Consider the following 22,177-nt stretch of genomic DNA (forward strand, 5'->3'; position numbering starts at 1 on the left):
AATGGGGCGGAACGGCAATCATCGCGGGGCAAAGCCGCGGCGATTTTCAGCCCGCTGTTGCCGTTGCGGCATGGCGGGCGATGCGCTTTGCAACTTCCCCGGCTATTCGTCGAAAGGACCGAACTGGCTGACCAGCTCCACCAGCTCGCTCACTTCGGCATGGGCGAGGCCGGCGGATTTGGCTTGCGGCACGGCGCTGGCCGGCAGCACGGCGCGGGAGAAGCCGAGCTTGGCCGCTTCCTTCAGCCGGGTTTCGCCATGGCCCACGGGGCGAATCGCACCGGTGAGACTGACCTCACCGAAATAGACGCTGCCCTCGGGCACGGATTTATTGGCGAAGGAAGAAACAAGCGCGGCGGCGGCGGCCAGATCCACGGCGGGCTCGTTGAGCCGCAAGCCGCCGGCGACGTTGAGATAGACGTCATGGCCGCCGAGGCGCACGCCGCAGCGCGCTTCCAGCACGGCGATCAGCATGGCCAGGCGGCTGGTGTCCCAGCCGACCACGGCGCGGCGCGGCGTGCCGAGAGAGGAGGGCGCGACCAGGGCCTGGATCTCCACCAGGATGGGGCGGCTGCCTTCCATGCCGGCCAGCACTGAGGTGCCGGGGCTGGCTTCGTCGCGGTCGCTTAGAAACAAGGCCGAGGGGTTCTCCACCTCGTTCAGCCCGTCATAGCGCATCTCGAAGACGCCGATCTCGTCGGTGGGGCCGAAGCGATTCTTGACGCCGCGGAGGATGCGGAATTGGTGGCCGCTCTGGCCTTCGAAATAGAGCACGGTATCGACCATATGCTCGATCACCTTGGGGCCGGCGATCTGGCCTTCCTTGGTGACGTGGCCGACCAGAATCAGGGTCGAGCCGGTGCGCTTGGCAAAGGAGATCAGCGCCGCGGCGCAGCCGCGCAGCTGGGAGATGGTGCCGGGCGCCGAATCGATATTCTCCGCCCACAGGGTCTGTACCGAATCGATGATGATCAGCGCCGGCGCTTCGCCCTCGGAGAGGCTGGCGATGATATTGGCGGTGTTGGTCTCGGTGCCGAGTGCTACGGGCGCCTTGGAGAGGCCGAGCCGTTCGGCGCGCATGCGCACCTGGGCCGGGGCCTCTTCGCCGGAGAGATAGACCACCGGCTGGCCGGCAGTGGCGAGTTTCGCTGCGGTCTGCAGCAGCAAGGTCGACTTGCCGATGCCCGGCTCGCCGCCGACCAGGATGGCCGAGCCCGGCACCAGCCCGCCGCCGGTCACCCGGTCGAACTCGCCGATGCCGGAGGGGATGCGCGGGGCATCCAGGGTCTCCGCTTCCAGGCTCTCGAATTTCGCCGCGCGGCCCTTGCCGCCTTTGATGGAAACGAGATTGGCCGTGGCCGGCGGGGCCGGGGTCTCCTCGACCATGGAGTTCCAGGCGCCGCAGGTGACGCATTTGCCGGCCCAGCGGGTGCTGACGGCGCCGCATTCCTGGCAGATGAAATTGCGTGTCGCTTTGGCCAAGCCTTATCCCTCGCCCCCGATAAAGCGCCGGAGGGCGCGGCGGCAGATATTGGTCAGAACCTCGTAATTCACCGTGCTGGCATGGCCCGCAAGGGTCTCCAGCGGCACGTTGGGGCCGATCACCTCGGCAAAGGCACCGCGTTTGGCGTGAGTTTCCGGAATGCCGGTGACGTCTAAGGTGACGAGATCCATGGAGACGCGGCCCAGAATCGGCGCAGCGTGCGGCCCAAGATAGGCGTGGAGGCCATCGACAGCATCGCCGGCCGAGAGCAGCCAGGAGAGCCCGTCGGCGTAACCTGCTGCGATCGTTGCGATACGGGTCGGGGCTTGAAGCGTCTTGGTGGCGCCATAGCCGACCGTCTCGCCGGCTCCCGCCTCGCGGATCTGCAAGATGCGGCAGCTCAAGGTGACGACGGTCTGGAAGCGATGCTCGCACGCCTCGCTCGGCTGACCGCCGTAAAGTGCGATGCCCGGGCGGACCAGATCGAAATGATAGTCAGCTCCCATCACCACGCCGCCGGAATTTGCAAGCGATGCGGTGACTTGTGGCAGACGGCTGATGGCTTGTGCGAATCGCGTCTGCTGCGCGGCATTGGCCGGGTGCTCCGGCGTATCGGCGCAGGCCAGATGGCTCATGACCAGGGTGAGCGCGAAGGCGGAAGTGTCGGTTTTGCCGTCTAGAAACTGTTCCAGCTCATGGCCGGAGAGGCCGAGCCGGTTCATGCCGGTATCGATATGGATGGCGGCGGGATGCTTGGCGCCGGTTTCGGCGCAGAATGCGGCCCACTCGGCGATCTCGTCGGCGCTGTTCAGCACCGGGCGGATGGCGTTTTCGGCGAAGACCGGGGCGGTGCCAGGCAGCAGCCCGTCGAACACATAGATGATCGCTTCGGGGAGGAGGGCGCGCAAGGTCAGGGCTTCGCCGAGGGTGGCGACGAAGAAGCTACGGCAGCCTTCGTTCCAGAGAACCGGGGCGACCTTGTCGACGCCGAGGCCATAAGCATCGGCCTTGACCACCGCGGCGCATTCGGCCGGCGCGGCGCGATCGCGCAAGAAACGGTAATTGGCGGCGAGGGCGTCCAGATCGATGGTGAGAACGGCAGGGGCCGTCTTCACCGCATCGCCGTCTTCGCCTGTGATGTCGGAATTGGGGGCGTGTGCCCTCACTCCAACCGCTCCGGCAGCTGATCCTCCACCGCCAGATTGCCGAACTTGGTGTATTGCGACTCGAACTGCAGACCCACCGTCCCCGTGGGGCCGTGCCTCTGCTTGCCGATGATCAGCTCGGCCTTGCCGGTCACCATGTCCATCTCTTCCTGCCACTGGCGGTGCTCTTCGGTGTTCTCGCGCGGTTGGCGCCGTTCCAGATAATATTCCTCACGATACAGGAACAACACCACATCGGCGTCTTGCTCGATGGAACCCGATTCACGCAAGTCCGCCAGCTGCGGCCTTTTATCGTCGCGCTGCTCCACCTGACGGGAGAGCTGGGAGAGGGCCATGATGGGCACGTTCAGCTCCTTGGCCAGCGCTTTGAGCCCGGTGGTGATCTCCGAGACCTCCTGCACGCGGCCCTCCGAGGCGCGGCGCGAGGAGCCGGTCAGAAGCTGCAGATAGTCGACGATAATCAGGCCGATGCCGCGCTGGCGCTTCAGGCGGCGGGCGCGGGCGGCGAGCTGGGCGATGGAGATGCCGCCGGTCTGGTCGATATAGAGCGGCACCTCCTGCATCTCTTGCGCCACCTCGACGATGCGGTCGAACTCGCCCGGCTCGATACGGCCGCGGCGGATACGCTCGGAAGGAATCGAGGCCTGCTCGGAAATGATACGGGTGGCGAGCTGCTCGGCCGACATTTCCAGCGAGAACAGGCCGACCACGGCGCCGTCGGCGACTTTCCCGGTATTGGGATCGAGCTGATACGACTTCGCCACGTGATAGGCGATGTTGGTGGCGAAGGCCGATTTACCCATGGCCGGGCGACCGGCGAGGATGATCAGGTCGGAGGACTGCAAGCCGCCCATCTTACGGTCGACATCGACAAAGCCGGTGGAGAGACCGGAGAGGCCGCCATCGCGGGAATAGGCGCTCGCCGCCATGTCGATGGCGTCGGTGAGGGCGGAGGAGAAGGGGGTGAAGCCGCCGCCGTATTTACCGGTCTCGGCCAGCTCGTAGAGCTGCTGCTCGGCCATCTCGATCTGGGAGGCGGGCGGCGAATCGATCGGCGAATCGTAAGCGGTGTTGACCAGCTGCTCGCCCACCTGAATCAGCTCGCGGCGGACGGCGAGGTCGTAGATGGTGCGGCCGTAATCCTCCGCATTGATGATGGTGGTGGCGTTGGCGGCGAGGCGGCCGAGATATTGCGGCACGGTGAGGTCGTTCACCGGCTCTTCATTCTCGAAGAAGGTCTTCAAGGTGATTGGGGTGGCGCGCTTGCCGCCGAAGATCAGCTTGGTTGCTGCCTCGAAGATGCGGCCGTGCAGCGGCTCGAAGAAATGCTCCACTTTCAGGAAGCTGGAAACCCGGTCGCTGGCCTCGTTATTGACCAGGATAGCGCCCAAAAGCGCTTGCTCAGCCTCGATATTATGGGGCTGCTGGCGGAAATCCTCCGGCTCTTCGGCCGGCTCGCGCGAAAGAATCAGTGCGTTGCTCATTGGCCGGACACTAGCTCAAACGTGAAGTTTGAACAGGGGCAAGGACGTGGGGCCCGTGCCCTATGACATTGTCATCAACGCTATACACAGGAGGCGTGGAAACGCGGCTTAGAACGCGTCACAAACGAATCAGGTGAGCCTCAAACGCGACGAGGCGAAGGGGCCGGCTATTCCGGCGCGCCGGCGGTCTGCGAGCCGACGGCCCCTTCATCGGCTGCCCGAAGCTCCCGCTCGGTGTCGACCATATAGTCGCGGGTGAGGGGAAGGGCGTGCTGATTCCGGGTCAGCTGGATCTGGAACACCATCATGTCCTGATAGCGGAAGGCGGTCTCCGATCCGGCCAGATAGAATTCCCAGACGCGGCAGAAATGCTCTCCGAATCGCTCGGCCAGAATTGGCCAGGAGGCGCGGAAGCGCTGACGCCAATGGCGCAAGGTCATGGCGTAATGCAGGCGCAGGATCTCGATATCGGTGGTGTAGAGCCGTTCTCGCTCGATCGCCGGCAGCACCTCCGACAAAGCGGGGATATAGCCGCCGGGGAAGATGTATTTGGCGATGAACTTGTTGGTGGCGCCGGGACCGTCGAATCGACCGATGGAATGGATCACCGCGACGCCGTCCTCGGTGAGGAGCTCGCGGATGCGCTTGAAGAAGGCGCGGTAATGGCCGACGCCGACATGCTCGAACATGCCGACGGAGACGATGCGGTCGAACCGGCCTTGCAGGTTCCGGTAATCGCACATGCGGAAATCCGCCGCGCGGGAAAGCCCCAAGGTGCTGGCCCGCTCCTGCGAGACTTTCAGCTGCTCCTCGCTCAGGGTGATGCCGGTGACGTCGACATGGGCTGTTTGCGCTAGATAGAGGCCGAGCCCGCCCCAGCCGGAGCCGATATCCAGCACTTTCTGGCCGTCCTCCAGCCGCATCTTGGCGGCGAGGTGGCGCTTCTTGGCGAGCTGGGCATCCTCTAAGGACTGGTCGTCGCTTTCGAAATAGGCGCAGGAATATTGCCGGTCCGGGTCCAGGAACAGATCGTAGATATGCCCGTCGATATCGTAGTGATGGGCGACGTTCTTCTTGGAACGGGAGACCGGATTGAATTGGGCAATGCGCCGGGTCAGGTAGCGGAAGCGTTCCGGGACCTCGACGACGCCCGGCCATGAACCGGGCTCCAGATCCTGCAGCAGAACCACGAGCAGGTCGTAGACGGTGCCTTGTTCGACGGTCAGATGGCCTTCGGCATAGGCTTCGCCGAGGGCAAGACCGGGATCGAGGAGGATGCGCCATTCGGTTGCCGGATTGGCAACCCGGATGGCGACCTCCTGAGCAGAAGAATCACCAAACTCATACGCGCGGCCGGCAGGGTCGATGTACCGCAGATGGCCGCGGCGGACGAGCTTGTTTAGTACGTAGCGTAGCGGGCGAAGCATAGAATCCGCTGAAGTCAGTAATGGCAGGTTTCCAAAACGAACTCAGAACAGGTTCTGGAGGCGCGTCCCTAGAAACCCAGGAAACATGATAATCATGTCTCACATAGGTTCCTAGGATATTTACACGCGGATTTTTGTCGCCGTTACTACGGTTGTGGTCTCGAGCCTTACGCCTTCCCTAGGCTTTGGGCTCTTCGTCGCTCTCGCCGGCGTCCGTTTCGGTGTCTTCGACCTCCACGGTCTCCTCGATCTCGAGCTCCACCTCGGCGTCTTCCTCGAACAGCTCCTCGGCCGCGCGCAGGGCTTCGGCTTCTTCCTCTTCCTGCTCGTCCAGCGGACGGGTCACATCCTCGCCGCGGGCCTGGCGCTCCGCTTCGTCGGCAGAGCGGGCGACATTGATGGTGACGACCGGCTCGACCTCAGGATGAAGCGAGATATTCACGTCGGTCAGACCCAGCAGCTTGATGGGACGGTCGAGCATCACCTGGCGGCGGTCGATGGAGAAGCCATCGGCGACGATCTGCTCGGCAATGTCGCGGGCCGCGACGGAGCCGTAGAGATGACCGGTCTCGCCGGCCTGGCGGATGACCACGAAGGTCTTGCCTTCCAGATCCTTGGCGACGCGCTCGGCTTCGCTCTTCAGCTCCAGATTGCGGGCCTCGAGCTGGGCGCGCTCACGCTCGAAACGCTCGCGATTGGCTTTGTTGGCGCGGAGGGCCTTGCCTTGCGGCAGCAGATAGTTGCGGGCGAAGCCGTCTTTCACATTGACGAGATCGCCCATCTGGCCAAGACGGCCGATACGCTCTAGCAGAATGACTTCCATCTTTAGCTCCTATTTCAAAAGGTCGGTTTGTCAGTCGGTTTTGGTGTTGCTGCCGCCACGGGCGCGCAGGTTCAGCATCGGCTCGGCGAGGCCGATAATGGCGATCACGATGGCCACCCAGCCGAGCAGGAAAATGCCGGCATAGATGGCGGCCAGCAGCAGGCCGCGCATCGGCATGCCTTGGGTGGCGGCGTGAATGACGGCGAGCCCCTGCAGCACGAAGGCGAGGAGCAGGGCGCCGGCGAAACCGGTGGCGACCAGTCCGATCATGCCGGGCATAAAGGAGAGGATCAGCGTGACGACGAAAGCGAGGAAGAAGACATTCGGCACTTCCATCGCATTGAGCTTCGGCCAGGGGCGCATGGCGCGGCCCGAGGCGTGGCTGATCAGCCCGCCGATCCACAGGTTGAACAGGGTGACGGTCATCCAGACGATGGCAAAGGCTGCAGGCAGCGCCCGCGCCAGCACATCGCTAAGCCGTTCGGCGTTCTCCGGGGTGAACAAGGTGCCGTCGGGATCGAGCTGCTGGAAGGCGTCGCTCTGCAGCATCTGGCGAATCGATTCGCGCAAGGCATCCAGATCGTAGCCGAGGATCAGGATCATCAAGGCGCCGAGGGCGCCGGCGACCACCGCGGTCCAGCCGACCAGCCGTCCGATCGGATACCATTCGACCACCGGCAATTCGCCTTGTGGCAATTCGCCTTGGGTGGTGGAGCGCGACAGCAGCAGGAGATGGCAGAGGAAAGCGACTGGCGCGCCGATGACCAAGGCGAAGGCCAGTCCGACTATGGGGCCGAAGCTGAAGGCTAGCACGAGGCTGCCGGTAATGGCGGCGGCGATGGCGGCGCTTGCGCCCCAGCCGAGCCCGGCCAGGCAAACCGGCAGCGGCGCGAGATAGAGCAGCGCGCCGGCGAAAACCGCAGCGGTCGCGGCTGCGGCAAATAATGCGGAAGAAACCAGACCGGCGCCTGCGCCGATCAAATAGCTGGTTCGCATTTGCTGTCCCGCCTTCCTTTCAAGAAGGGGTTAGGGGCGGCCCGTCTGCCGGGCCGGCCCAACCGCGATATCGGCCTCAAAGGTGAGGCCGCGTGTCCTTACTGGACGAGATAGGGCAGGAGGCCCAGAAAGCGCGCGCGCTTGATGGCGCGGGCGAGTTCACGCTGCTTCTTCGCCGAGACGGCGGTGATCCGGCTCGGGACGATCTTGCCGCGCTCCGAAACGTAGCGCTGCAGCAGCTTCACGTCCTTATAATCGATCTTCGGCGCCTTATCGCTGGAGAAGGGGCAGGTCTTCCGGCGGCGATAGAAGGGGCGGCGGGCTGCTTGAGCGGCACTCATTCGGCCTTCTCCTCTTTTTCAGTCTTGGTTTCGGCCTTCTCGGAAGACCGGCTCTCGCTGTCACGATCCCGATCCCGATCCCGGTCCCGGGGCGGGCCACGGCGATCGCCGCGGCGGCCATCGCGATCGTCACGATCGGAGCGGCGCATCTGAGCGGAAGGCTCTTCCTCCAGCTCGTCGACGCGGATGGTCATGAAGCGGAGCACATCGGAGTTGAGGCGCATCTGACGCTCCATCTCGGCCACCGCCTCGTGCGGGGCGTCGATATTCATCAGCGTATAATGCGCTTTCCGGTTCTTCTTGATCCGGTAGGCGATGGTCTTCAGGCCCCAATACTCGGTCTTGCCGATGGAGCCGCCGCCATCTTCGATCAGTTTCTTGAAATCCTGGACCAGGGAATCGACCTGCTGGCCGGAGATATCCTGACGTGCCAGGAACACATGCTCGTAAAGAGCCATGGCTGCCTTTCCTTCTTATCGATGCTTCGGCGCGAAGCCTCTCTTGAGCACAGTCGAGGAAAGGCTCAAGAAGACGTCCTCAAGGAGCGGAGACACCGGAGGGCGGCTCAATCGCCTGGCCGCGGAAAATACGGCTCCTCCGTTCAGCCTCCGACCGAAGCTGATTTCTGTGGCGCGTTTATACGGTTTCGCCGCGCGAATGCAAGCGCTTCGACGGGCAGTTTGCCGCGGCTACATCTCTTCGTCCTGCAGCACGCGGGTGGTGCAGGGCACCTCTTTCTTCTCGGCAAGGCTGTAGGCGAGGCAATTCTCCTTGGCGAAGACCTCGACCACGTTGACGCTGGCAATCGGCGCGCCCTCGTAAGTGCCGCCAATGGAAACCGTCTCTGGGGCCTCATCGGTATTGGGCCGCTGCGGCGGGCGGCCACGCGCCTCGAAGGCGAAAATGCGGTCGTTGAGCTTGCCGGGACGGCCCACCAAGGTGAGATCGGTAAAGCCGGGATAGGGGGTGGCGGCCTCGATCTCGATCTTGACCAGCAGATTGTTCTCGTCCTCGCCGACAAGCGAGACCTTCAGCGTGTCGATCTTGGCGAGGAGGGCGAGGGCCGGATCGCGCGGGGATCGGGATTCGCCAAAGGGCCAAGCTAATGGCGCCGCGGATGCGCTCGTCACGATGGAAAAAGCGGCGACCAGTCCGGTAATCAGCGTCAGAATGCGGACGCGCGGGGTTTTCATCGACATTTCCTCCTTAGAACCTTGCTTTTTTCCGATCGCGGCGCGGCAGTTCGGCGATGGGGCCGTCGAGTTTGATGATTTGAACCGGCCGAGGGGGCCGATTCTCAATCGGCTAAACCCGGAAACCTGCGCTGGCGTTGCATCGGACACCGGTTGCCGTGTACCAATTCACGGCCCGCGATGCGGCGTTTCGCACCGGATTTTGGCGAAACCGGACTGTCAACTTGACAGCCGTGTCGCATTCGGTGTCTTTGGCGCGCTTCTGCGACAGGTAAATCCTCATTAACAATTTTCGGCACGACGTTTCTATGAGCAACGCATTCCTTTTTCCGGGACAGGGCAGCCAAGCCGTTGGCATGGGCAAGCAGCTTGCCGACGCCTTTCCGGAATCGAAGGCCGTGTTCGACGAGGTGAACGAGGCGCTGTCGCAGGATCTTTCCAACATCATGTGGGAAGGTCCGGAGGAGACGCTGACCCTGACGGAGAATGCGCAGCCGGCGCTGATGGCGGTGTCGATGGCTGCGATGGCCGCATTGCAGGCGAAGGGCGTGGACCTTGCCAAGTCCGCCGCCTTCGTGGCCGGCCATTCCTTGGGCGAATATTCGGCGCTTGCCGCCGCAGGATCCTTGAGCCTGGCCGATACGGCGCGGCTCCTGAAGACCCGCGGTAAGGCGATGCAAGAGGCGGTGCCGGTGGGGCAGGGCGCCATGGCGGCGCTGCTCGGGGCGGATCTTGCGCAAGCCAAGGCTCTGGCCGAGGCGGCTGCCGAGGGCGAAGTCTGCGAGGCGGCCAACGACAATGCGCCGGGCCAGGTGGTGATTTCCGGCGCCAAGTCGGCGGTGGAGCGGGCGGTGAAGATCGCGGCCGATTACGGCGCGCGCCGCGCGGTTCTGCTGCCGGTGAGCGCGCCCTTCCATTGCTCCTTGATGCAGCCGGCGGCCGAGACCATGGCCGCGGCGCTGGCCGATGTGGAGATCAAGGCGCCTGCGGTGCCGCTGGTCGCCAATGTGCTGGCCAGCCCGATCACCGATCCGGAAGAGATCCGCAAGCGGCTGGTCGAGCAGGTGACGGGCACGGTGCGCTGGCGGGAATCGATGCTATTTCTGCAGGAAAAGGGCATCGATGTGGTTTATGAGGTCGGTTCGGGCAAAGTGCTGACGGGCATTACGCGGCGGTTCGAAGGAATCGACGCCAAAGCCGTCGGCACACCGGACGATATCGAGGCGGCTGCGGCCGTGCTCGCAAGCTAGGATTTAGGAGAGACGCGCGATGTTCGATCTGAGCGGTAAAAACGCGCTCGTCACGGGCGCCACCGGCGGTATCGGCGGGTCCATTGCCGAGGCCCTGCATGCCCAGGGCGCCACGGTGGCGATTTCCGGCACCCGGGCGGAAAAGCTCGAGGAGCTGGCCAAGAAGCTCGGCGACCGTGTGGTCGTGCTACCTTGCGACCTGAAAGACCGGGACGCGGTGGCCAAGCTCGGCGAGGAGGCGGAAGCCGCTCTCGGCCAGGTGGACATCCTCGTGAACAATGCCGGCATCACCCGCGACAATCTCTTCATGCGGATGAAGGATGAAGAGTGGGACGACGTGCTGGCGGTCAATTTGACCTCGGTGTTCGTGCTGACGCGCAGCATCTTGCGTAATATGATGCGCCGCCGGGCGGGCCGGATCGTCAACATCGCCTCGATCAGCGGGGTGATCGGCAATCCGGGCCAGCCGAACTACGCCGCCTCCAAGGCGGGGCTGGTCGGCATGACGAAATCGCTGGCCCGGGAGGTCTCTGCCCGGGGTATCACGGCCAACTGCATCGCACCGGGTTTCATCCAGACGCCCATGACTGATGCGTTGACAGAGAAGCAAGTGGAGACTATTGCGGCTGCAATTCCGGCTGCGAAATTCGGTGTGCCAGAAGATATCGCAGCAGCGGTGGTCTTTCTTGCCAGCGACGAGGCCGGTTACATTACCGGTGAAACCATGCATATCAACGGCGGTATGGTAATGGCGTAATCGTTGATTTTTAGAGCTTGATGAAGGAATTTCAGCGGGGCAAACGGGGGTTCTCACCTTAGCCTTGGCTGCTGGCAATGTCCCACAAAGTGTGTTACCCAAACGCCGCTTTGTGGGATGAATAACAGGAAAAATCCCACTCGCTATCGACCCTATGATTTTACCGCTCGGAGGTTTCGTTAGGCCATGAGCCGGACTCGAGGGGAAGTGCGAGGCCTAAGGACTGACAGAAGGACGATGAGGCGGAAATGAGCGATATCTCGGAGCGTGTTAAGAAGATCGTTGTGGAGCATCTTGGCGTAGAAGCCGATAAGGTAACCGAGAATGCCAGCTTCATTGACGACCTGGGTGCCGATAGCCTGGATACGGTCGAACTCGTGATGGCATTCGAAGAAGAATTCGGATGCGAGATTCCCGATGATGCCGCCGAGACCATTTTGACGGTCGGCGATGCCATCAAGTTTCTCGAAAAGAACAGCTCCTAAGCACCTCTCGCTAGGCGCAGAGTTTCCTCGATTGTGCTAAATCTGGCCCTCCAGAAGAGGGTCCAAACCCGGAATCCGTGAAGCGCTCGATGCGACGTGTTGTCATAACAGGTATGGGTCTCGTCTCGCCGCTGGCTTGTGGCGTGGAAGAGTCCTGGAAAAAGCTCATCGCCGGTGAGAGCGCCGCTGCGCGGGTGGAGGGATTCGATACCTCGGATCTCGCCTGCCAGATCGCGTGCGAAATTCCGCGGGGCGATGGGTCCGACGGCACTTTCAATCCCAACGATTGGATGGAGCCGAAAGAGCAGCGCAAGGTCGACGACTTCATCGTTTTCGCGATGGCGGCGGCGAGCCAGGCGCTGGAGAATGCCGGCTGGAAGCCTACCGATTACGAAGATCAGATCCGCACCGGCGTGCTGGTCGGATCGGGTATCGGTGGCTTGCAGGGCATCGAGAAGAACTCTCTGCTGTTCCACGAAAAAGGACCGCGGCGCATCAGCCCGTTCTTTATTCCGGGACGGCTGATCAATCTCGCCTCGGGCTATATCTCCATCGAGCATGGGCTGAAGGGCCCGAACCACGCCGTGGTCACGGCGTGCTCGACCGGGGCTCATGCCATCGGCGATGCGGCCCGTCTCGTGGCCCTCGGCGATGCCGAGGTGATGCTGGCGGGCGGCACCGAATCTCCGGTCTGCCGTCTGGCGCTGGCCGGGTTCGCCGCCTGCAAGGCGCTCTCCACCCATTTCAACGATGAGCCGGAACGGGCCTCGCGCCCCTACGACCGCGACCGTGACGGGTTCGTCATGGGCGAGGGGGCCGGCATCGTGGTTCTGGAAGAGCTGGAGCATGCGCTGGAGCGCGGTGCCACGATCTATGCCGAGGTGATTGGCTACGGGCTTTCGGGCGATGCCTTCCACATCACCGCGCCGGCGGAAGACGGTGACGGGGCTTACCGCTGCATGGTCGCGGCGGTGAAGCGGGCGGGCATCGATCCTTCCGATATCGACTATATCAACGCCCACGGCACTTCGACCCCGATGGGGGACGAGATCGAGCTGCGTGCGGTGGAGCGTATGTTCGGCAATGCCGCCGGCAAGATCGCGATGTCTTCGACCAAGTCGGCGACCGGGCATCTGCTCGGTGCGGCAGGCGCGGTGGAGGCGATCTTCTCCACCTTGGCCATCCGCGACAATATCGCGCCGCCGACGCTCAACCTGGACAACCCGTCCATGGAAACGGCGATCGATCTGGTGCCGTACGAGGCGAAGGAACGGCAGATCGATACGGTGCTGTCCAACTCCTTCGGGTTTGGCGGAACCAACGCCTCCCTCATCCTGCGTCGCTACGACGGCTGACGGGCGTCCGCATTGGCTTGCCACGCCCACCCGCCTTTGGCCATATTTCGGCTGCAGTGGATAGGGGCTGCTGCGGCAAAACCGGGGCCGGTATTGCATGTCCATAAACAGCAATGGGTCGCAAGGATCGGATGATCGAGACTTGGCGCTACCGGACGAGCAAGGGGGCCATGGCCTCTCGCCGCGTGCGCGCAGCCCGCAAGAGGCGCTGCAGCCAAGACGGGTTCCGGAGCCTCCCAGAAGCGAAGCCAAGGCGGCGCAAATGCACCCAGTTCTAAGATTCTTCAATCGGCTTTTGACGCTCATCCTGCTGGTCACGGCGGTGGTGCTCGGCGGGCTGTATTTTCTCAAAGTGCAGTTCGACAAGCCGGGCCCGTTGCAGGCCGATGCGGTGACCGTGATCCCGCAAGGCAAAGGGGTGAGCGAAATTGCCGATCAGCTGGAATCGGACGGCATCATCGCCGACCGGCGGCTGTTCGTTGCAACGGTGCTGTATTTCAATACGCTGAAGCGCAAGATCAGCCTGAAAGCGGGCGAGTACGAGTTCGGGGCCAACGCCTCGATGCGCGACGTGCTCGACAAGCTGGTGGAAGGCAAGGCGATCCAGCACAAGGTGACCATCGCCGAAGGGCTGACCAGCCGGCAGGTGGTGCAGAAGCTGCTGGAGGATCCCGAGCTCACCGGAGAGATCGCCGAGGTGCCGCCGGAAGGCTCGCTGCTTCCCGATACCTATCTCTATACCCGCGGCACCAGCCGGCAGGCGATTCTCGACCAGATGCGGCAGGCGCAGCAGCTGTTCCTGGCCAAGGCCTGGGCGGCGCGTCATGACGGGCTGGCGATCGAGACCCAGCAGCAGGCGTTGATCCTGGCCTCCATCGTGGAGAAGGAGACCGCCATTGACGGGGAGCGTCCGCAGATTGCCGCGGTGTTCCATAACCGGCTGAAGAAGGGGATGCGGCTGCAATCCGATCCGACCATCATCTACGGCCTGGTCGGCGGGCAGGGCTCGCTGGGGCGGCCGATCCTGCAGAGCGAGCTGGATAAGAAGACCGAGTACAACACCTATCAGATCGACGGGCTGCCGCCGACGCCGATCGCCAATCCGGGGCGCGAGGCGATTATCGCCACCTTGCAGCCGGCGGAAACCACCGATCTCTACTTCGTGGCCGACGGGACGGGCGGGCATGCCTTCTCCGCCACGCTTAAGGAGCACAACAACAACGTCGCCAAATGGCGCAAGGTGCAGCGTCAGCTCGCCGAGGAAGCCAAGAAGAAGGCGGAGGCTGCGGCTGCCGCGGCGACGACCGACACGCCGGCCTTGGATGAAGACGCCGCGCGTTCGCTTCTGGATGCAGGCGGCGAGCCGCCTGCGCCGGTGCGCAAGCCCGATTCGGCCGGGCAGTAGCCGGGAGCGGAGCGTCTTTCCACGGACGGACGGCTCAGTTCGGGCTTTGGCAAAACCGGTGCGACTCGGCGTATAAGCCCCGGTGGGCTTTTTCTCGGCTCCGCTTTTCGCGCCATATCACGGTAGGATCATGACGCCATGAGCCTCAAAAGCATGACCGGCTTTGCCCGGGCCGACGGCGTCCATGACGGCGTGCATTGGCACTGGGAAGGGCGCAGCGTGAACGGGCGCGGGCTGGAGCTGCGCTTCCGCCTGCCGCCGGGATTCGATGCGCTGGAGCCGGAGGCGCGGAGCCTGTGCCAGAAGCTGTTGGCGCGGGGCAATTGCTCCATCAATCTGGTGATTCAGCGCGAGGCGGCTTCGGCCGAGCTGCGCCTCAACGAGGCGAGCTTGCGGCAAGCATTTCAGGCCGCGCGCCGGGCGAGCGAGATCACCGGCTTGCCCGACGTTTCCCTTGACAGTCTGCTGGCCATGCGCGGCGTGGTGGAGATTCGCGAAGGCGAGGAGAGCGAGACGGCGCGGGCGGCGCTCAATGCGGCGCTACTGGACGGGCTGTCGCAAATGCTGACCGGGCTATCGCAAGCGCGGACGCAAGAAGGCACGCGGCTTTTCGCGGTGCTGGAGGATCAGCTGGCGCAGATCGCGGAGTTGCGGGAACAGACATCGGAGGCCGCGGCGCGGCAGCCCGATGCCTTCGCCGCGCGGATCGAGGAGCAGGTCGCCAAGCTGATTTCGGGCTCGGTGCCGCTGGAGGCGGAACGGCTGCATCAGGAGGCGGCGCTGCTCGCCGCAAAGGCGGATATTCAAGAAGAGCTCGACCGGCTGCTGGCCCATATCGCGGCGGCGCGCGAGCTGATCGCGAGCGACGGGCCGGTCGGCCGCAAGCTGGAGTTTCTCGCTCAGGAGCTGAACCGGGAGGCCAACACCGTCTGCTCCAAGGCGGGCGATGTGGAGGTCAGCCATCTGGGGCTCGCGCTGAAGGGCGTGATCGACCAGTTCCGCGAGCAGGTGGCCAATATCGAATGAGAGGCAAATGACGGGGGAGATTGCACGACGGGGGCTGATGCTGGTGCTGTCCTCGCCTTCGGGGGCGGGGAAGACGACGCTGGCGCGCAGGCTTTTGGAGTCCGATGACGATATCGCCATCTCGGTCTCCTGCACCACGCGGGCGCCCCGGCCCGGCGAGGAAGAGGGCAAGGATTATTACTTTGTCAGCCGCGAGCGCTTCCTGGAGATGCAGGCGGAGGACGCCTTCCTCGAATGGGCGGTGGTGTTCGACAATTATTACGGCACGCCGCGCCGTCCGGTGGAGAAGGCTTTGGCCGCCGGGCGCGATGTTCTCTTTGATGTCGATTGGCAGGGCGCACGCAAGCTGCGCGACAAGGCGGCGGCCGATGTGGTCTCGGTCTTTGTGCTGCCGCCCTCGGCCAATGCCTTGGAGGAACGGCTGACCCGCCGGGCGCAGGATCACCCGGAAGTGGTGCAGAAGCGCATGCGCGGCGCCACCAACGAGATCCAGCATTGGGACGAATACGACTATGTGATCGTCAATTCCGATGTCGATCACTCGCTGTCCTGCCTGCGGTCGGTTTTGCAGGCGGAGCGGGTGCGTGCCGGGCGGCTCACCGGCCTGAAGGGGTTCGTGCAGAAACTGCTCAGCGAGCTTTAGCGCCGCGCGTCCAGCGCATTGGCGATCCGGCAGAAGGCCTCCACGGGCAGCTCTTCGGCGCGCGCCGTCGGGGCGATGCCGAGCCCCTCCAACACAGAGACGATGTCGGGATCGAGGCCGCGCAGCGCGCCGCGCAGCATCTTGCGGCGCTGGCCGAAGGCGGCCGCGGTTACCTTTTCCAAGGTCGCGATCTTGCAGGCCGGCTCCGGCACGTCGCGGGGAATAAGCTCGACGATCGCCGAATCGACCTTCGGTTTTGGGGTGAAGGCGCTGGCCGGCACGCCGAACAGGATCTTCGTCCGGCAGCGCCAATTGGCCAGCACCGAAAGCCGGCCGTAATCCTTGGAGCCGGGCTCGGCGACGATGCGCAAGGCCACTTCTTTCTGGAACATCAGCACCATACGGTCGAACCAGGGCGGCCAGGGCGCGGTTTTCAGCCAGCCGATCAGCAAGGGCGTGGCGACGCTATAGGGGAGATTGGCGGCGATGCGGGCCGGGGGTTCCAGCCCAAGCCCGCCATAGTCGATCTCCGTGGCGTCGCCCCTGACGACCTCCAGCTTATCCGGATAGGCGTCGGCGATCTGGGCCAAGGCCGGCAGGCAGCGCTCGTCCTTCTCGATAGCGATGACGCGCTTGGCGCCTTCCATCAAAAGCGCGCGGGTCAGCCCGCCGGGACCTGGGCCGACCTCGACGATGGCCGCGTCTTCCAGCGGGGCGGCCGCCCGGGCGATGCGCCGGGTGAGATTGAGATCCAGCAGGAAATTCTGCCCTAAGCTCTTGCGCGCCTGAAGGTCCAGCGCGGCGATCACCTCGCGCAGCGGCGGCAAGCCGTCTGGCGCGCTCACGCGGCGCTCGTCTTGGCTTCGGCGGCGTGTCCCGCCATGGCGCGGGCGAGCTTCAAGGCTTCGATCAGGCTGGTGGGATGGGCCTTGCCGGTGCCGGCGATGGCAAAGGCGGTGCCGTGATCGGGCGAGGTGCGGATGAAGGGAAGGCCGAGGGTGGTGTTCACGCCGGTATCGAAGCAAAGCGTCTTCACCGGGATCAGGGCCTGATCGTGATACATGGCCAGCGCCACGTCGTATTCGGCGCGGGCGCGCTCGTGGAACATGGTGTCGGCGGGAAAGGGGCCGGCGACGTCGATCCCTTCGGCTTGTGCGGCATCGATCGCCGGCATGATGATGGTCTGCTCCTCGTCGCCGAGACTGCCGTTTTCGCCGGCATGGGGGTTGAGGCCGGTCAGCGCCAGGCGCGGGGACGGGATGCCGAAATAGCGCCGGATGTCGTTTGCGGTGATGCGGATGGTCTTCAAGATCAGCTCGGTGGTGAGCTGCGCCGGCACCTCGCGTAGCGGAATATGGATGGTGACGGGCACGATCTTCAGCGCATCGGAGGCCAGCAGCATCACCGGCATCAGCGCTGCCTTCGGATCGGCGAGGGCGGCGAGATACTCGGTGTGACCGGGAAAAGGAAAGCCCGCCCGGTGCAGCACCTCCTTGGCGATCGGATTGGTCACCACAGCGGCGGCCTTGCCGCCCATCACCAGATCGACGGCCTGCTCGATGGCGCCTTGGATTGCCGGCGCGGCGGCCGGGTCCGGCGTGCCGGCTGCGATCTCCACCGAAAGCGGCACCGGAAGCACCGGCAGAGCACGGGAAAATACCGCAGATGCCTCGGCCGGGTCGTCGATCACGGCGATGGGGATATCCAGCCCCAAGGTCTCGGCGCGGGCGGCGATGAGATCGGGATCGGCCAGCAGCATGAAAGGCGGCAAGCCGCAAAGCTCCCGTCCCTGCCAGGCCAGCAAGGTGATATCGGGGCCGATCCCGGCGGGATCGCCCATGGTCAAGGCCAGAGGTTTGTCGCTCATGTGATTGCCTAAGGCGTTGGCGCCTCAGGGTCAATTAGCGGCGTTCGATGAACGCCTCCTTGCGCAATTCGGCGAGATAGTCGTCCGCCTTGTCCATCATTTCCTTGTTCATCAGCTCGCGCCGGGCGGTATCGCGCTCTTGCGGCGCTTCGGCCTTGGTGTCCTTGCCGCAAAGCGCATAGAGCTCGACCCGGCCGGAGGCGATGGAGGGCGCAGTCATCTGGTTGACCTCGGCATGCATCAGCATGGCGCGCTGCGGCTGACGCACCGCGGAGGCCTTGGTGGTGGAGACGCCGCCGACGGAGGCGCCGGAGAAATCCTTGGCGATCAGCGGCAGGGTATTGCAGCTGCGGAAACGCCGGCGCAGATCCTCCGCCTGGGCCAGACGCCGGGCGATGCCGGCATCGCCGCCGCCGCCGGAGAAGCTCACCCGGCGCAGCTGCAGCGTGGTGCTCTGGGCCAGGTTGATGGTGCCCGATTGGGCCAGCGCCGCATCGATGTCGCGCTGGCCGACCGTCACCGTATGGCTGAACTTCTTGCGGATCACATCCTGCCAGACCAGCTGTGCGCGAATACGGTCCTTGAGGGTCTTGACGTTGATGCCGGCCTTACCGAGGGCCTGTGCCAGGCCGGCGGCATCCAGCTTGTTCTTCTGGGCCATGCTCTCGACGACCCGGTTCACATCGCCTTCGTCGGCATAGAGCTTCTGCTCCTTGCCGGCCTCGATCTGCAGCCGCTCGTCGATGAGCATCTCGGTGGCTTTTTTCTGCAGCTCGGCGGAGGGCTTCTCGCCCGAGGTCACTGCCAGGAAGCGCATGCGCTGCTCGATATCGTAAGCCGAGATCGGGTTGTCGTTGACGATGACCTTGATGGATTGCTCGACTTGGGCGTGCGCCGGCAGCGACGCGGCAGGACTCAACGCAAGCCAAATGCCCGCGGCGAGACTGGCCCGCGCGGCGGTGCGAACGATACTGGAAATGAGGGCTGCCATCGCGGCGCTCCTCCTAGTTATCCGAATCCATCGCCGAGGCAGAGGTCTTCACGGCGTAGTCGCCCAGATATTTAAGCGAGAACTGGGCGATAATACGAGAGTCGGGCTCAATATCGCGGTCGATATAGTTGGTCCGCAGATAGGTGAGGGCGAAGGTAAAGCAATCGTCCTCATATTGCAGACCGATACCGTCCTGCAGGCGGAGGTCGTTGGCCAGGTCGTAGCGGAGCTGGCCAAGCACGGCCCAGTTGTCGGTCACAGATAGCGCGCCCCTGGTCCGGACTTCCTCGCGGCCGGAAGCGGGGTTGTGCTCTTCGTCGGCGGCGACATCGGCGTAGTCGACGGCAAGCTGGATCGGGCCGTAATTGGCGTTGGCGCCGAGATCGGTGCGCTGGATAGCCCAATCGTCCTGATCGAAGCGGCTCTGGGCGGTGAAGCCGAGATACTGATTGGCCTGGATATAGAGACCGCCGACATAGTCGGAGCTGTCGGTATAGAGGCCGGTGCCTTCGTCGAAGGCGTTGTCGCCCGCCAAGTGGAAGCTCTCGCCGAACACGGCGCGCAAGTAGGCGCCGGAGTAGAGCGAAGCGGTATAGCGGGCGCCCACATTGGCGGTGGTGCCGGTCTCGATCCGGTCGTAGCCGGAGAACTTGTCGATATCGAACAAGATGGTGTCGTCGAACACCAAGCTGTTGGCGTCCTCATTCGGGATCTTGGCCTGATTGCCGACTGAGTTGGGACGGGCAATGATCTGGCCGACCGGCTCCACCACATGGGTGATGTTGCCGGTGGTCCCGACGAAGGGATAGCTGTACTGGGCACCGGCGACGGCCTGGCCGCGCACCAGCGAGTCGTCGCCATTGGCCGAGACGTTATCGTCGTGCGAGAAGTCCTCGATGCTATAGGCATCGCCGCGCAGCTGGGCGAACGGCGTATAGACCTGGCCGAAGCCATCGATCATCTGGCGGCGCCAATTCGCCTCGATGATGGCCCGCGCCGAGTCCGGCCCGTCCTCGCGGGTCAGGCTCATGGCATTGGAGGTGAAGCTCAGCTCGCCACCGAGGACCGGCTGGTCGACGATGTAGTCGTAATCCAGGATCGGCAGCACCGAAGCCTGCGCCTCGTCGGAATCGTAATATGTCAGCCCGCCGACCTGATAGCCGCGCAGCGAGATGTAATTCCGGTCGTGCAGGCCTTCGATATAGACCTGCGAGACGCGGTCGGTCTTCAGGTTGCTGTCCAGCTTATAGTAGCGGCGGAAGGTGTCGTCGCTCTCAGCCAGGATATCCCAGCCCCAGGAGTAGTAGGGGTTGATGGCGAACTGGCCGGCGGTCTTGATGCTGCCGCGGAAATCCGAGGACGATCCGCTTTCTTCCTCGTAGCCCGGGTCGCCGACGCCGGCGAGCTCGATCTGAAAGCCGCCATTGGCCAGGCGCTGCCGCCAGGTGCCCATGAACAGCGTGCCGGCGCTCTCGGTGATCATCGGCTCGAAGGTGAAGTCGTAGTGATCCGACAGGGCGAAGTAGTACGGGACCGTCACGGTGTTCCCGAGATCGTCCGAGTGGCTGTAGCTCGGGATCAGGAAGCCGGATTTGCGCTTCACCGTCGGATCGGCGGTCTTGAAGTAAGGCGTGTAGGCGATCGGCACGCCGAACAGGTCGAACGCGGCACCCTTGAAGGTGATCGTCGCATCTTCCTTGTCGTGCTTGATCTCCTTGGCCCGGATGCGCCAGGTCGGCGCCTTGTCCGGGTTCTCGCGGCAGGGCTTACACGGGGTGAACCAGCCATTGTTGAACACGGTGACGTTGCCGGCCTCGCGTGAGGCGGTATTGGCGACGATGCGCGTGTCTTCCTGGGTGACCACCTTCAGCGCGTCGATGAAGCCGTCGCGGAAATCGTCGGTCAGCGTCATCTGGTTGGAGGTGATGACGGCGCCGTCGGGATCCTTGATGCGCACATTGCCGGAGGCCGACAGCGTGTTGGCGTTGCGGTCGTAGGTCACCTGATCGGCGAGCAGGGTGTAGTCGCCGTAATAGATCTCGACATTGCCCTTCGCCATGACCCGGTTGCGGTCGTTGTCGTAGACCATCTCGTCGGCCTGCAGCAGCATCGGCGCGTTCTCCGCTATCGACGGAGGGCTCATGATGTTGTTCAGATCGTCGGGCTTTTTCCGCTGCGCATGAGCTTGCTGGGGGAGGGCAAGCGATGCGCAAATCCCGAGCAGAAGAACGGCGGCAAGTCCCGGTAGCGACGACCGGACTGCACACGCGAAACGGCCTGCCTTAGACGCAGCAAGGCCGGGCAGGGCCCGGCTTGCGATACGCGGCATTTGGCGTACGGCTTGGTACCTGACTGGGTGTCTAAGCGCCATCACCCGTCCTCCTTGTACAAGAGCACGGTGAGGGCGAGGCTTGCGGTAATGATGACCGGCACCCACGCGGCCGCGACCGCCGATGTCAGTCCGGACATGGCGAAGTTGCGCGAGATCTCCGAAAACACGAAGAAGCCGAAACCGGCGGCAAGCCCGATGACAGCCTGGAGCTGGACGCTGCCGAAGCGGAAGGCGCTCAAGGAGCAGGTGGCGGCGATCAGAACCATGGTGGCAAGCAGGAACGGCCGGGACAGCAGCAGTTGGTACTGCACCCGGTATTGGGTGGCCGGAAGGCCGGCCCGCTCGGCAATCTCGATGAAGTTGGGCAGGTCCCAGAACGAGATCGAGAACACAGTGCCGAGACTGTCACGCACCTGGGTGGGGGAGAGATAGGTGCTGAGCAGATAACGCTCGTGCTGGGCCGGTTCCTGGCCGACGGCGCTGACCAGGGCATTCTCCAGCTCCCAGCGGCCGCGCTTGAGGATCGCACGGTTGGCGGAGATACGCTCCAGCAGATTGTTGTCGTGGTCGTATTGGAACACCGTCACGCTGCGCAGCTCCAGCCCCTGCCGCAGCACCCGGGAGGCATGCAGGACCGAGGGGCCGTCGACGCCGTCCTCGCGCAGCCATGCGCCGCCCTTGCTGCTGGTGAGCAGGGATTCGTCCTTGCCGAAGGCCGAGGTGTAGAGCTCCTCCGCTTTGGCGCGGGACGCGGCGGCGATGGGGTTGTAGGCGAGCACGAAAATCACGCCGAGCGTGAAGGCGACCAAAATCGCCGGCAGGGTGAACTGCCAGACGGAGATGCCGGCGGCGCGCACCACCACCAATTCCGACGACCGGCTCAGCATCAGGAACACCACGATGGTGCCGATCAGAACGGCGAAGGGCAGGGTGAGTTCGGAGAAAGACGGCATGCGCAGCAAGGTGATCCCCAGCAAAACGCCAGAAGAAACGTCGCCGCTGTAGTCACCAGCGCGCCGAAGCATCTCGATGAAGTCGACAAAGAAGATCAGCAGGCAGCAAAGGGCGAACATCGCCACCATTGCCACCAGGAAACGCACCGAAAAATAGCGCGCAAGCGTCCCTGCTGCACTGATGCCTGGCATCTGCGCTC

The 22,177-nt window shown here is 63.9% G+C and carries 21 protein-coding genes; 7 read left to right on the forward strand and 14 right to left on the reverse strand.

Annotated elements, in window-relative coordinates; translation table 11 throughout:
• Window positions 1–102: 102 nt before the first annotated feature.
• The 9 genes from radA to HT051_RS08370 form a co-directional block, all read right to left on the reverse strand.
• The gene (radA, locus tag HT051_RS08330) at window positions 103–1,482 is read right to left on the reverse strand and encodes a DNA repair protein RadA (protein WP_174541605.1); all 1,380 of its coding nucleotides are present in this window, start codon (window positions 1,480–1,482) and stop codon (window positions 103–105) included.
• Window positions 1,483–1,485: 3 nt separating this feature from the next.
• Window positions 1,486–2,649, reverse strand: a complete 1,164-nt coding sequence (gene alr / locus HT051_RS08335; RefSeq protein WP_246810028.1) for an alanine racemase — start codon at window positions 2,647–2,649, stop codon at window positions 1,486–1,488.
• Window positions 2,646–4,133 (reverse strand): replicative DNA helicase, encoded by a 1,488-nt coding sequence (locus tag HT051_RS08340; RefSeq protein WP_174541606.1) that lies wholly within the window; start codon window positions 4,131–4,133, stop codon window positions 2,646–2,648. The genes alr and HT051_RS08340 overlap by 4 nt, the downstream gene beginning before the upstream one ends.
• Before the next feature lie 167 nt (window positions 4,134–4,300).
• Window positions 4,301–5,560 (reverse strand): cyclopropane-fatty-acyl-phospholipid synthase family protein, encoded by a 1,260-nt coding sequence (locus tag HT051_RS08345; protein WP_174541607.1) that lies wholly within the window; start codon window positions 5,558–5,560, stop codon window positions 4,301–4,303.
• Between the two features lie 178 nt (window positions 5,561–5,738).
• Window positions 5,739–6,383: a 50S ribosomal protein L9 gene (gene rplI, locus HT051_RS08350; protein ID WP_174541608.1), complete on the reverse strand. Its 645-nt coding sequence runs from the start codon at window positions 6,381–6,383 to the stop codon at window positions 5,739–5,741.
• 30 nt (window positions 6,384–6,413) lie between these two features.
• Window positions 6,414–7,379: a DUF2232 domain-containing protein gene (locus HT051_RS08355; protein ID WP_174541609.1), complete on the reverse strand. Its 966-nt coding sequence runs from the start codon at window positions 7,377–7,379 to the stop codon at window positions 6,414–6,416.
• A 98-nt stretch (window positions 7,380–7,477) separates the two neighbouring features.
• Window positions 7,478–7,720, reverse strand: coding sequence for a 30S ribosomal protein S18 (rpsR, locus tag HT051_RS08360; RefSeq protein WP_174541610.1), 243 nt, complete (start codon window positions 7,718–7,720; stop codon window positions 7,478–7,480).
• A complete protein-coding gene (gene rpsF / locus HT051_RS08365; protein WP_174541611.1) occupies window positions 7,717–8,178 on the reverse strand; it encodes a 30S ribosomal protein S6 in 462 nt (153 codons plus the stop codon). The genes rpsR and rpsF overlap by 4 nt, the downstream gene beginning before the upstream one ends.
• Before the next feature lie 231 nt (window positions 8,179–8,409).
• Window positions 8,410–8,913, reverse strand: coding sequence for a hypothetical protein (locus tag HT051_RS08370; RefSeq protein ID WP_174541612.1), 504 nt, complete (start codon window positions 8,911–8,913; stop codon window positions 8,410–8,412).
• Window positions 8,914–9,221: 308 nt separating this feature from the next.
• Between HT051_RS08370 and fabD the strand changes: the two genes are divergently transcribed.
• From fabD to gmk, 7 genes are all read left to right on the forward strand, one after another.
• Window positions 9,222–10,163, forward strand: a complete 942-nt coding sequence (gene fabD, locus HT051_RS08375; protein ID WP_174541613.1) for an ACP S-malonyltransferase — start codon at window positions 9,222–9,224, stop codon at window positions 10,161–10,163.
• 19 nt (window positions 10,164–10,182) lie between these two features.
• Window positions 10,183–10,920, forward strand: coding sequence for a 3-oxoacyl-[acyl-carrier-protein] reductase (gene fabG / locus HT051_RS08380; RefSeq protein WP_174541614.1), 738 nt, complete (start codon window positions 10,183–10,185; stop codon window positions 10,918–10,920).
• A 248-nt stretch (window positions 10,921–11,168) separates the two neighbouring features.
• Entirely contained in the window at window positions 11,169–11,405 is a 237-nt protein-coding gene (locus HT051_RS08385) for an acyl carrier protein (RefSeq protein ID WP_174541615.1), read from the forward strand.
• Window positions 11,406–11,494: 89 nt separating this feature from the next.
• Complete coding sequence (fabF, locus tag HT051_RS08390) at window positions 11,495–12,760, forward strand: beta-ketoacyl-ACP synthase II (RefSeq protein ID WP_174541616.1); 1,266 nt, start codon at window positions 11,495–11,497, stop codon at window positions 12,758–12,760.
• Window positions 12,761–13,055: 295 nt separating this feature from the next.
• On the forward strand, window positions 13,056–14,165 hold the full coding sequence (gene mltG / locus HT051_RS08395) for an endolytic transglycosylase MltG (RefSeq protein WP_246810029.1): 1,110 nt from the start codon (window positions 13,056–13,058) through the stop codon (window positions 14,163–14,165).
• Between the two features lie 138 nt (window positions 14,166–14,303).
• Window positions 14,304–15,191 carry a YicC/YloC family endoribonuclease gene (locus HT051_RS08400; protein ID WP_174541618.1) on the forward strand — a complete coding sequence of 296 codons (888 nt, stop codon included), beginning with the start codon at window positions 14,304–14,306 and terminating at the stop codon, window positions 15,189–15,191.
• Between the two features lie 7 nt (window positions 15,192–15,198).
• A complete protein-coding gene (gene gmk, locus HT051_RS08405; protein WP_174541619.1) occupies window positions 15,199–15,834 on the forward strand; it encodes a guanylate kinase in 636 nt (211 codons plus the stop codon).
• Here gmk and rsmA read toward each other — a convergent pair.
• From rsmA to lptG, 5 genes are all read right to left on the reverse strand, one after another.
• A complete protein-coding gene (gene rsmA / locus HT051_RS08410; protein WP_174541620.1) occupies window positions 15,831–16,679 on the reverse strand; it encodes a 16S rRNA (adenine(1518)-N(6)/adenine(1519)-N(6))-dimethyltransferase RsmA in 849 nt (282 codons plus the stop codon). The two genes, gmk and rsmA, sit on opposite strands and share 4 nt — an antisense overlap.
• The gene (gene pdxA, locus HT051_RS08415; RefSeq protein WP_174541621.1) at window positions 16,676–17,701 is read right to left on the reverse strand and encodes a 4-hydroxythreonine-4-phosphate dehydrogenase PdxA; all 1,026 of its coding nucleotides are present in this window, start codon (window positions 17,699–17,701) and stop codon (window positions 16,676–16,678) included. Before pdxA ends, rsmA begins: the two co-directional genes overlap by 4 nt.
• Before the next feature lie 34 nt (window positions 17,702–17,735).
• Window positions 17,736–18,692 carry a SurA N-terminal domain-containing protein gene (locus tag HT051_RS08420; RefSeq protein ID WP_174541622.1) on the reverse strand — a complete coding sequence of 319 codons (957 nt, stop codon included), beginning with the start codon at window positions 18,690–18,692 and terminating at the stop codon, window positions 17,736–17,738.
• A 13-nt stretch (window positions 18,693–18,705) separates the two neighbouring features.
• A complete protein-coding gene (locus tag HT051_RS08425; protein WP_174541623.1) occupies window positions 18,706–20,835 on the reverse strand; it encodes an LPS-assembly protein LptD in 2,130 nt (709 codons plus the stop codon).
• A gap of 227 nt (window positions 20,836–21,062) precedes the next feature.
• The gene (lptG, locus tag HT051_RS08430; RefSeq protein WP_174541624.1) at window positions 21,063–22,169 is read right to left on the reverse strand and encodes an LPS export ABC transporter permease LptG; all 1,107 of its coding nucleotides are present in this window, start codon (window positions 22,167–22,169) and stop codon (window positions 21,063–21,065) included.
• Between the last annotated feature and the right edge of the window lie 8 nt (window positions 22,170–22,177).

The organism is Methyloligella sp. GL2, from assembly GCF_013341275.1.
Lineage (GTDB): Bacteria > Pseudomonadota > Alphaproteobacteria > Rhizobiales > Methyloligellaceae > Methyloligella.